Below are 11366 nucleotides of genomic sequence, written 5' to 3' on the forward strand. Positions count from 1 at the left end.
CTCGACTTGCATGTGTTAGGCCTGCCGCCAGCGTTCAATCTGAGCCATGATCAAACTCTTCAATTAAAGTTTTGTTGTTCGACTACGTCGAACGGCTCAACGAATTCTGTGATTTGTTTCCACACTCTTCACAAAGGAAGAAGTGAAACCAAACTTTTTCATATTGCTATGAACACTCATTCATCGAGTAATTTTTGATTGCTTAATCTCTTTACTCAAAAGTAAGAAGAAAGAAAGCAATTTCGAATAACTCAACACCTGTGAGTGTCCACACAGATTTGCTTGTCAATTTTTTAAAGAACATGTTCTTAAGACCTGAGCCAGACTCCTTATCTATATGGAGTGAACATTACCGTTGAGCATGTATCTCATCGGCTTAGGGGTGCGTATTATAGGGAGATTCTAATTGTACGCAAGAGCTTTTATCATTAAATCATGAAAAAAAGCATTGTTCGCTCAAAGTTTGAACGAACGGCTTATTTCAAATGCTATTTTCATTAAATCCACTCAAAAAGGCTTAGTTAACCTGAACTCGGAATAAGCAGCGCCGCTTATATAGCGCTATTTTTGCCCCTATCTATGTTGTATTTTCTACTAATAGCCCACTATTAGACACTAGACACGACATCCCGCCTTGATATAGACAAAAATAGCGGTATTTAGCCAAATTAAACAATAAAGAATAACGGAGCTGATTTTAACCTATTAACTGTAAATGGATGACCAATACTCTTTGACACTCATTATCCCTAGTTCAGGTGAGTTAAAGAGAGGCAAGGTAATCGGGGACATCGACAATACTCTCCAATACCATTGTTGATGCAGCAATGGCTTCATCTGTGGCTGTCTTTCCTGTTTTCACTAATATGCGGATTGGAATACCTGCGGCCTTTGCCGCTAGCATATCATCACGTTTATCGCCGACCATCACTGATGCACTTAAATCAAGCTTAAGGAACTGCGCCGCACTATTAAACATGCCCGCTTTAGGTTTGCGGCAGTCACAATCACACTTATACTCGCCCAACCCCGCGGTTGCATGATGAGGACAATAATATATGCCATCTAAATCGACTCCTTTATCGGCAAAGTTCCAATCCATCCATTCGGTTAAATGATGGAAGTCATCTTCTGTATATAATCCTCTTGCGATCCCTGATTGATTGGTCACAACAGCGAGTTTAAAGCCCATTTTCTTTAAAGATAAGCAAGCATCAAATACACCTTCGATATATTCAAAGTCATCAACTTGATATACATAACCATGATCTTTATTGATCACTCCATCTCTATCTAGAAATACCGCTCGATCCACAGCTTCATTCTCCACCAAGTTATTAAGACTGACCTTTACATAGGTAAATTAGGTCATTCACTAACAAAAATTATACCCCTTTCCTTTTATCGAATCCCACTTTTATTTACCTAAGCTGACAATATTCTCTTTCAGTGACTATTTTAATGCCATGAAGCTTGATTTTCTTCATTAAACAGTATCAATTTAAAATGCCACAATCCTGTCCACTGACCAATTACAGCGCTATTTATCTTTATTTATCACTGAATAAACGGTATTCTTCCAAGCTAGAATTTCAGGTTTAAATAATGAGTATATGAGTATAAATTCCCCTATCGTCCATAAAACACGGACACAAGTCGTGGTCGAAGTGCTGAGGGAAAAAATATTATCCGGTCACATTAAAGCGGGTGAACCGCTAAGACAAAGTGCACTCGCTGATGAACTGAATGTCAGTCGGATCCCCATTAGAGAAGCGTTATTGCAATTAGAAGCTGAAGGCTTAGTCAAATTTGAAGCCCATAAAGGCGCCACGGCAACGGAACTTTCCGTTGAACAGGTAACAGAATTATTTGAACTTAGAGCACTCATTGAAACTGAATTACTTGCCAAAGCCATTATGAATATGCAAGATGAAGATATTGAGAAAGCTGAACGCATTTTAGCGAAACTCGAGTTTGCTTTTAAACAAAAGCAATCGGTCAGTAGCTGGAGTGAACTCAATAGCCAGTTTCATACCAGTTTGTACCAAGCAGCCAATCGCCCTTATGCATTAGATATGGTGCAAGGACTTAAAACGAATTGTGATCGCTATATACGTTTACAGCTCTTACTCGCAGGCGGGATCGCACAAGCAGAGAAAGAGCATCGAGCGTTACTTGATTATTGTAAGCAAAAAAATGTCGATGCGGCCGTCACATTACTGAGGCAGCATATTTTATTGGCAGCAGAATCAATTCGTCAGTTAGTCAAGCCTCAATAGCCACTACAGGCTATAAATGGTGAATATTAAGCTTCAAAAAACATACAATCTGACTTGGTTTGCTTTTCGCTCATTAATATTGGAACGATAAATGCAATATTCATGTTTTTAATGAGTCGACTCAGCAAACACAAGTTAAATGCTTAAACAAAATAGTTAAGTCTACATCCTTAACTAATATTTGAGAGAAAACCTAATGCAGTACGCAACGATAACTGGCTGGGGAAAATGTGTTCCACCTGCCATCTTGACCAATCATGATCTTGAAACCTTCATCGAAACATCCGATGAATGGATAAAACCTCGTACCGGCATTAGTCAACGTCATATCAGTCACGTCAATACGTCTGAACTTGCATCCGTCGCCGCAAAACATGCATTAGCCGCTGCTGGTATTGAAGCCGATGAACTCGATATGATTATTTTGGCCACCGCCACAGCCGATACACTGATCCCAAACATTGCTTCAACAGTACAGGCCAATATTGGTGCACATTGTCCCGCCTTTGACATCAACGCTGCATGCAGTGGTTTTTTGTATGCCTTAGGCCTAGCCAATGCTCAAATTCAAAGTGGTCAAAGTAAAAAAGTATTAGTTGTCGGCGCTGAAAGATTATCTTTCTTTATTGACTGGTCTAAACGCGATACTGCGGTGCTTTTTGGTGATGGTGCCGGCGCGGTCGTCGTTGAAGCCACTGATACTCCAGGTGGGATCTTAGGTTATGAGCTCAATAACGATCCAACGGGGCGGGATATTCTCAAATCACAATTTGGCACAGGCATGGATAAATTTGATCCTGAGTCTTTAAACTTCTTCATTGAATTTAATGGCCAAGAAATTTTTAAACGTGCCATTGCAGGAATGGGTAAACTTAGCGCTCAAGTTCTTGAAAAATGTAATATGACAAAAGATGATATCGATTGGGTTGTTCCCCATCAGGCCAATGAGCGTATCATCGACACCTTGATCCATAAAATGAAAATTCCAAAGGAAAAAGCCATTGTCAATATTGCCAATTATGGCAATACGTCAGCCGCGACGATTCCGATCACCCTTTGCGATGCATTGGAGCAAGGAAAAATACAACCAGGACAAACCATTTTATCTTGTGCTTTTGGCGCTGGTTTAACATCTGCTGCAGCATTGATTAAATGGGGTAATAGAGTCACACCGATTAACACGTCTGACGCCACACTCCCCCCTTGTCACCAAACGGGTGTTGAACTGGTCAGTAAAGCTGTTGAACATTATTGCAATAGAAAAGCGCAATAGAACAATCAATAATAACTGACGCATAAAAATACCGACTCTCAATGTCGGTATTTTTATCTATCATATCAGTCAATCCATTATCACATGGTAGCCATTTGCCAATAAGCTAGCCTTTTTTCTGGTTCAGTCAGATAAACCTGACATGGCTGTCGATACTTTTCCATCAAAGTCATCAAGCTTTTATCATTTGGTAACAGGGCTAATTGCTGTTTTTTAGCTTCGACAATCTGTTGTGCAACTTTATCCGGTGTTTGATATTTTTCAGCTAACGCTAACGATGCCGTTTTTGAACGAGACAATTTCTCAGCAATATTTTGCATTTGTGGCACATCCATTTTTGATAATGTGCTCGACGTAATATCGTAATATGCACTGCATTCGCTCAATTCTTTTGAAAATGCCGCCTCCGCATCATCAGCATAAGCACTTGTCACAATACTTGTTGTCATCCCCACCAGCAATCCCACTAGACTTAATCGCATTTGTCTTTCCTTTTCACTGTATTTTACTTCACCGATTTAAAGATAACGAGCAAACTGCTGACCTGCCTTGACTGCTTTAGTCGGCGCATTCAAAACAGGCGTGCCTAAATACAAAAAGCCCACGATTTGATCCTGCTCTGATAAGCCCAGTAATTGGTGAACATCAGCATTAAATGATAATGGTCCAGTGCGCCAGATCCCACCTAATCCCTGAGCAAAGGCGGCTTGTTGCATCGCCATCACAGCACAACCTGCCGACAAATGTTGTTCTAAAATAGGCACTTTTTGATGAACTTGGGTTTTCGCCACCACCGTTATCACCATAGGCGCACGCTGAGGCATTTTGCAGGCTTTTTCAATGAAAGCCTCATCACTGCCCTCGTTTTCAGCTGCTTGTTTAAATATTTCCCCTAATTTATTCAATCCCTCATTCTGAGCAATAATAAATTCCCAAGGGGTTAAGCCTGCATGATCAGGCACTCTGGCGCCTGCATTAAGGATCACCTCTAATTGCGCTTGTGTCGGCCCTGGTGTCGTTAATCTCGGCGTTGATTGGCGAGTCAGCAACAAATCTAATGCATTCAAAAGTCAAACCCTTCTTCATAAATCGATATTGAGAGCAGCATAGCAAAGGCAAGACAATAAATCCCTTTCATTTCACTGCTTTTTGGCAGAATTAATTTAACCCATTGCGATTGGCAATAATATAATCAATGCTCGTATAGCGCCCGCCTCCCATGAAAAAGAGCACTAACAACATACAAAAATAGGTAATAGCAAACTCAATACCATTATTAATAATCACAATATTGCCCGAACTGGTTAACCATTCATAATTACCATGTTCTTGTAAAATGGCTTTGGCACGACTGAGTTTTTCTGCTGCATTGAACACCTCTTCATTGGCGAGCCAAGAGGTATGATCTGCTATCGCCAACCAGCCATTTTCCCAGTGAACACTGAATGCGGCCACTAGCATAGTGATCATTAGCGGCACGGCAATCACTCGAGTCGCCAGCCCGATCACCAATAATACACCTCCGACAAGTTCACTTAGTACAGCAGCCCCCGCTAATAATGCAGGGAAAGGCAATCCTAAGCCCCAGTCACTGTTGCCAAACCATGCTACTGTATCATCAAAATGTAACCACTTGTTATAACCTGCTTGTATTAACACCGGGGCTAAATAAAGCCTTAATGCAAGCGGCGCAAGCCCCTCTCCATGATGGATCCCTTTTAAAAAGCCTTGGTAAATCTGTGTTATCGACATAATGACACGTCCTTTATTTGGTTAAAGTGATCTTTTATCACCCTATAGATGAGTCTAATCCAATAGACCAGACATCCCTTCAATCGATTTCATCACAGCCTAATTAAATATCTTGACTCATTTCCGCTAAATCTTGAATCAACTCATCCAGTTTTTTATTAAAACGCTTTTTTTGTTTCACAGACGCTAACCCATGTACCTTTAATAATAGTTCCCCAAAAGCCATTAAATTACTTCTTAAATCTTTTTGATACTGTACTGATTTTAATTTATCAGACTCGGTCACTAAAGAAGTCAGCCGTGAGCGCAATAATGCTTGATTTTGACGCTGCTCAAGAGCTAAAGCTAATTGCACAGTCCAAGCTTGTCGATACTCAAGCCAAAGAGGTAACGTGCTCACACTGTGTAAATTAAATTGATGTATGGCCTCTTTTTGTGCTGTAGATAAACGCCCTAACCATTTTTTAAATAATTTATTGATTCGCTCATCGGCATCGTCCAACACCGCTTGCTTTGATTTATTATGATATTTTTCTTGTATGTCAATTTCAGCTTGTTCAATATTATCCAGTAACTCCATCACTTGCTTGTCAGAAAAAGAAGCAATAATGGGCGTAATACTTGGTAACAGCATTTTAAAAGCACGATAGCCGTGTATTTTGGCTTGATTAATCTCTTCTACCCAACGCTGAGGGGTCAATGTGCCTTGTTTTAATTGATTTGATATTTGTTGTAATTGCTGGCTGTATTGGATCAATTCCTGTGAACGATGCCAATATAAAAAATCATCTAATGCTTTTTCTAACTGGGTGCTTTGCGCACTATTAAGGCTAACATACTCATCGACTTTCCATTCAATCACCCAATCGAGAAAGTAATAACTGGTTTTTGTGGAGCACCCTGCCAATATTAAGATCAGTAATACACTGAGCCATCCCTTCTTCATATCACCTTTCCTTAATTTAATATATGGCTAAGAAGACACGAAATGCATAAATTGCTTAAAACAATCTAAATATTCCTCTGCCTTTAATGCATCTTGATTACTATGACTCTTGTCTCCCTCCGCTTTTCGCTCATCCTCTAAAAAGGAGAAAGCCATCAACAGCGCCCAACAAGCAGAAAAAACCCAATATAAATAAATCGATGAAGGCGCAGCTTGAAGCGCCCCTTGTGTGAGGTTGGGATTATTTGCTATATATCCTCGAATTAAATACTGTCGCTGATTTGATGATAAATGGTGAGTAGCTAAAATACCGGCAAGATCCCATAAGGGATGAGAAGCACAAGCATATTCATAATCAATGGCAAACAATTGCTGTCGATTAAGCAATAAATTATGGGGATTTAAATCACGATGACAAAATTGATTATTAAGCAAACAACCTTCTACTTGCACTAGCCATTCATTAATCACTGTCTTATTGGCCATTAAACTCTCAAAATCAGCTAGCCACTTCTCACTCAGTCGGTTTAATTTTTCTGTGTGCAAACAATCATTGGCATGGGTTTGTTGCCACTTAGACATGGTTGCAAATCTGCTCATCAGCACGCCATAATAATGCTGCCATTGCGCCGTCATACTGATACTATTTTTTGGGAGAGGGAGGGATTGCAGTGAGGTTAACAGTGATAGCAACAAGGCCTCTGCATCGCTATGGCACACATGTTCTGTTGTTAATGGATGCGCACCTTGAGCTCGGGCCATGCTTGCCCAATCGAGACTATCTTGTTCAATAAATTCACTTAAATAACAGCTTAGGTCTTTAGCCACAAATGTTAATGAAGGCGCCAGTCCTTGAGCGGCAGCCAACCTCCAATTAGTGACTTCATTCTCTCTATTGCATAATTGGCTACTGGCTTGACTATTCACCCGCAGCACCCATTCATGATGTCTACTGTTATGTCGCTGAGCACGAATATAATAATTTTGATTACTTAAGCCTTGGCTCAAAGCAGCAATCACATTGATAGAGGTGAGCGCTACTTTTTCAAGCTCTGGTTGTAAAGCCGACATTAACGGGCAAGTTGACATGGCTTCCTTTTATTCCCTATCAGCAATGGTAAACAGGTTGAGAGCGCCTGATCTCTAGAGCGCGAGTATCACAAGCACTCATATTCAAAACGCTAATATTCCAAGTCGCTTTAGCTAGGCCATTGCAGTAGCATGATTTTGTTGCAACACTCGCCAACGTTTATTCCACGTCATGAAACCTACAATAGCAATAATAACATAAAAAACAAAGAGTAGAGATGTTAACATTAATCCTTTGCTAAAATAAAGATAGATAGAAACAAGATCAATCACCACCCAATAAAGCCAATTTTCCAATACTTTTTTTGCCACCAAGTAAGTGGTAACGACAGCAAAACAGGTGGTGGCCGCATCTAAATAAGGAAAAGCGGCATGAGTATAGTTCGCCATACAATAACCCACCACGATTGAAGCGATACTGGTCAGTCCGATAATTTTTGCATGGCTCGCTAACGCAAGCGAGGTGATTTCAATGCCTTTATGCTCATCGCCCCCTTGAGTCCATACCCAATAACCATACATGGCCATGCCGATATAGTAAAAATTTAAGGCTGATTCCATTAACAAGGACACATGCCAAAAAATCACCGTATAAATAGAGGTGCTCACAAAGGCAGCAATCCAACACCAACGACTTTGTTTCATGGCTAAGAGTAAATAGGCCAAGGCGAAAAATACTGCGATGGTTTCCCACATCGTCATGGCTCTCATATCGCTTAATACACTGTACCAAGGCAAAACTTCATTCATTATTACAGATCCTATTGCGTATGAGATAAATCTAATTGACCACCAATAAATTTGCACACAAATACCGCTTTTCCCCATTTTTCATGGGCCGCTTGCATTTCTGTGGCGAGCATCATCATCACGGCTTGATAATCACCGCATACTTGCGTCGCCATCGCATTGGTTTTACGTTCAATATTGTCATATTGATCCACACGGTCAATAAACCATTTTATCGGTGCAATATAATCATCTTGTAACGGATAACAACTTATTTCAGCGGTTAATTTCATCATATTTTCTCTTTAAAATCCTGTTGATTGCAGTTGAGCCATCACAGTTTAAACAATCAAAGTGAAGGTAATACTAACATGATCAATAACAGCAAAAAATAGCCTCAAGCATGCAATCAAAATAACATGCTTGAGCAAGTGTGCCTGATCACATCATCATTTTCACCGTTAAGCCTATTTGACGGGGATCCCCATAACGTATGTACTGCTTGGCGCTCCAGTCCAAATCTGGCTCATTTCCAAAATAATAACCCCGTGTACCATATTGTTCATCAAGCAGGTTTTTGCCCCACAGATATACCGCCCACTCTTGCGCTTCAAACCCTATACGGGCATTGTAAATCTGATATGCGCTTGAGCGTGACTCATTACTGTCGGAGTAATAAAAGGCACTCTTACCTGAGCTGGTCACATTGGCAAACCAACCCGAGTCAGTGCGATAGGTGGCCCCTAAGCTGTAACTGAATTTGGGTGCATGGGCTAATTCGCGGCCCGATAAGTCAATATCATTGCCATCTTTATCTTGATAAACATAATCGCCATAGGCCGTTTCAAGCCACCCAACACTGGAATACAAGACGAGGTTATCCGTCGCATACCAGTTCGTTTCCAGCTCGGCGCCATAATTAAGCGACGTGTTCGCATTTTCGGTGTACAAAATAAAACGCTGGGGATTATCGGGATCTTGCTGAGAAGCCGACACTTGCTGATTTTGCCTATCCATGTAAAACAGCGCTAAATTTGAGCTCAAATCGCCCTCAAGCCAACTGGATTTGAGGCCAATTTCATAATTGTATAAGGTTTCACTGTCAAACTGCGTTTTGTCACTAAAGCTGCTGGGCAGAGACATGTTAAAGCCACCGGCCTTATAGCCTCTCGCAACGCGAATGTAACTTTCATGATTTGCCGATAAAGCCTTACTCAGTGACACATGCCCGCCCCATAGAGTCTCATTGGGCGCAAAGGTTTCTTTATTACTGTCACTGTAATCACTAAAGCGGCGCTCAAGGCGTAAACCTAAAGACAATAAAAAACCATGACCTAAATCGGGATCCAGCTGGCCAAACAGCGCATAACTTTGCGCGTCATAATCTGATTGCAACACTTCATCGGGATAAGTATTGTACTCTGAATACAGATCGTTATCTTCGGTTAAATCCATATAATAAACGCCCACTAACCAATCGGTTGAATCGAAAAACAATCGACTGTTGTCATTAGAATTGAGACGTACTTCTTGAGTCAACGTTTGCCTCTGGCCGGTTTTCCCCCAAAAATAGTTATAATCGCAGGCCTCACCATAACAAGTCCGCGCCGACCAATAGTCAGGGTTGGCCCAGTCGCCATCATAAGACAATGTATGGGTGGTTTTGGCAACAGAAGTCAGTGAGGTGAGCTCAAATGGCTCAAACCCATCATAGGTGGTTTTTAAACTGGCACCGGACGTTTTTTGTTCATCCACACCCGGCGTGTCGGTTAGCGTATTCTCGCCGTTGTTATCTAATGTCCACGCATCATAACCATTATTGTAATTGGCAAATAATAGGCTTAAATCAAACTGTAAATCATCAGTTGCAAACCAGCGCAATTTGCCATGACCGGTAAACTCATCCCGTTCATTGGTGTCATCACGGCCTAAGTATTGATTGTTCATATACCCATTTTGGTTATGTTGCTGCACAGATATTCGATAAAGCACATCACCACTATCGGTGACTGGGCCACTGCTATAGCCGCTAAAGGTGCGTAAATCATCACTGCCCACAGAGGTTTCAATGCCATGCTCAGGAACAGCCGTGGGATCGTTACTTTTTAAATAAATCAACCCCGCTAAGGCATTGGCACCGTATTGAGTGCCTTGCGGGCCGCGCAATACTTCCACTTGTTGCAAGTCATACAAGCTAGACACCATGCCCAGACCCGATAAATCAATATCATCGATGATATAACCCACAGAGGAATTTGGCGCGCCCTTATATTCTTCTTGCTCACCGACCCCGCGAATTTGAAAATATTTGGGCCGAGAGCTGCCACCAGACCAATTTAAATTCGCTACCGAATTTAAAATATCTTCAAAATGCTGGGCCCCTTCATCTTCCATTTGTTGTTGATCAATCACAGTGATACTGGCGGGGACATCTTCTAATTTTGCACCTCGAAAATCGGATGTCACTACCATAACTTCCATATCCTCTTCAGGCGTCGAAGCTCTCGAAGACAGTTGTTCATCGGTATCGGCAAGGGCCGAGTAAGGGGTTGCAAACGTCGCAACGAAAAAAGCAATAGGAGAAAAACGTAATCTCAACATGGGACCTCAAATTATTATTATGAGATCCGGCAACAAAGGAAGCGATTGGGAAATGTAATATACCAAGTTTAAGCTTATCTAAAAGTGTTATTAGCGTATGCTTAACAGACCCTTAGTTGTTTTGTCCTTGATATTAGCCCATTCCTACGCCGGTATAAGCCGGATCAGGTTCTAAGGGTTTGTATTTCACATCTCAGTCAAGATTATTTTTTATCGATTTCGTCATTAACTAAGTCTGTTACATGAGTTTGCAACTCATGTTTTAACGAAACCCGTGATAAAAAATAACAAGACACCCCTTGGCGGGCGGGATTATATACCGAATCCCCCCAAAAGTACTAGGAAATATCACATCTTCAAATGAAGACATATCATCTTTGTTATTGGGAATTTTATATTGAGCAAGGTTTGTTGGAACCTAACCTTCATCAGTTCCCATTGTTTGCAGCGAGGTAAAGTCGTCAGTCCCCATTCACACAATGAGAGCAATAACTTCATTGGTATTAAGTTCATTCATTTAAAACGATTGGGTGCATTTGAGTTAATTGCCTGCCGCAGGCTTTTGTGCAGATATAATTTTGAGACGTCGCTAGCACTTCCCTGTGAACTCTGCCAAAACTTATATGGACACCTCACCTAATTCAAGTGATATTTTTGAGTAACAATGGGTAAAACTGCATACGTATATCCGGCCTGT

Annotated in this window: 11 protein-coding genes, 1 rRNA gene and 1 riboswitch; of the genes, 2 read left to right on the forward strand and 10 right to left on the reverse strand. The window is 41.1% G+C overall.

Annotation, left to right across the window (positions count from 1 at the left end):
* Together Q0976_RS23610 and gmhB are read right to left on the reverse strand one after the other, a co-directional pair.
* A 16S ribosomal RNA gene (locus Q0976_RS23610) occupies nucleotides 1-66 on the reverse strand; the annotation flags it as partial.
* Between the two features lie 697 nt (nucleotides 67-763).
* On the reverse strand, nucleotides 764-1315 hold the full coding sequence (gmhB, locus tag Q0976_RS23615; protein WP_299497263.1) for a D-glycero-beta-D-manno-heptose 1,7-bisphosphate 7-phosphatase: 552 nt from the start codon (nucleotides 1313-1315) through the stop codon (nucleotides 764-766).
* A gap of 298 nt (nucleotides 1316-1613) precedes the next feature.
* Here gmhB and Q0976_RS23620 point away from each other — a divergent pair, with 298 nt between their 5' ends.
* Nucleotides 1614-2279, forward strand: a complete 666-nt coding sequence (locus Q0976_RS23620; RefSeq protein WP_299497265.1) for a GntR family transcriptional regulator — start codon at nucleotides 1614-1616, stop codon at nucleotides 2277-2279.
* Between the two features lie 196 nt (nucleotides 2280-2475).
* Nucleotides 2476-3552, forward strand: coding sequence for a ketoacyl-ACP synthase III (locus Q0976_RS23625; protein ID WP_299497266.1), 1077 nt, complete (start codon nucleotides 2476-2478; stop codon nucleotides 3550-3552).
* Between the two features lie 80 nt (nucleotides 3553-3632).
* Here Q0976_RS23625 and Q0976_RS23630 read toward each other — a convergent pair whose 3' ends face one another.
* From Q0976_RS23630 to Q0976_RS23665, 8 genes are all read right to left on the reverse strand, one after another.
* Nucleotides 3633-4034 carry a hypothetical protein gene (locus tag Q0976_RS23630; protein ID WP_299497268.1) on the reverse strand — a complete coding sequence of 134 codons (402 nt, stop codon included), beginning with the start codon at nucleotides 4032-4034 and terminating at the stop codon, nucleotides 3633-3635.
* A 36-nt stretch (nucleotides 4035-4070) separates the two neighbouring features.
* Nucleotides 4071-4619 carry an NAD(P)H nitroreductase gene (locus Q0976_RS23635; RefSeq protein ID WP_299497270.1) on the reverse strand — a complete coding sequence of 183 codons (549 nt, stop codon included), beginning with the start codon at nucleotides 4617-4619 and terminating at the stop codon, nucleotides 4071-4073.
* Between the two features lie 91 nt (nucleotides 4620-4710).
* Nucleotides 4711-5304: a DoxX family protein gene (locus tag Q0976_RS23640; RefSeq protein ID WP_299497271.1), complete on the reverse strand. Its 594-nt coding sequence runs from the start codon at nucleotides 5302-5304 to the stop codon at nucleotides 4711-4713.
* A 103-nt stretch (nucleotides 5305-5407) separates the two neighbouring features.
* Complete coding sequence (locus Q0976_RS23645; protein ID WP_299497273.1) at nucleotides 5408-6250, reverse strand: DUF6279 family lipoprotein; 843 nt, start codon at nucleotides 6248-6250, stop codon at nucleotides 5408-5410.
* Nucleotides 6251-6277: 27 nt separating this feature from the next.
* Nucleotides 6278-7339 (reverse strand): phosphotransferase, encoded by a 1062-nt coding sequence (locus tag Q0976_RS23650; protein WP_299497275.1) that lies wholly within the window; start codon nucleotides 7337-7339, stop codon nucleotides 6278-6280.
* A 114-nt stretch (nucleotides 7340-7453) separates the two neighbouring features.
* Complete coding sequence (gene pnuC / locus Q0976_RS23655; RefSeq protein WP_299497277.1) at nucleotides 7454-8089, reverse strand: nicotinamide riboside transporter PnuC; 636 nt, start codon at nucleotides 8087-8089, stop codon at nucleotides 7454-7456.
* A gap of 11 nt (nucleotides 8090-8100) precedes the next feature.
* Complete coding sequence (locus tag Q0976_RS23660; RefSeq protein ID WP_299497281.1) at nucleotides 8101-8361, reverse strand: hypothetical protein; 261 nt, start codon at nucleotides 8359-8361, stop codon at nucleotides 8101-8103.
* 148 nt (nucleotides 8362-8509) lie between these two features.
* Complete coding sequence (locus tag Q0976_RS23665) at nucleotides 8510-10669, reverse strand: TonB-dependent receptor (RefSeq protein ID WP_299497279.1); 2160 nt, start codon at nucleotides 10667-10669, stop codon at nucleotides 8510-8512.
* Nucleotides 10670-10793: 124 nt separating this feature from the next.
* Nucleotides 10794-10979: riboswitch (TPP riboswitch) on the reverse strand.
* Nucleotides 10980-11366: the final 387 nt, after the last annotated feature.

It is taken from the genome of uncultured Shewanella sp., assembly GCF_947501665.1.
Taxonomy (GTDB): Bacteria; Pseudomonadota; Gammaproteobacteria; order Enterobacterales; family Shewanellaceae; genus Shewanella.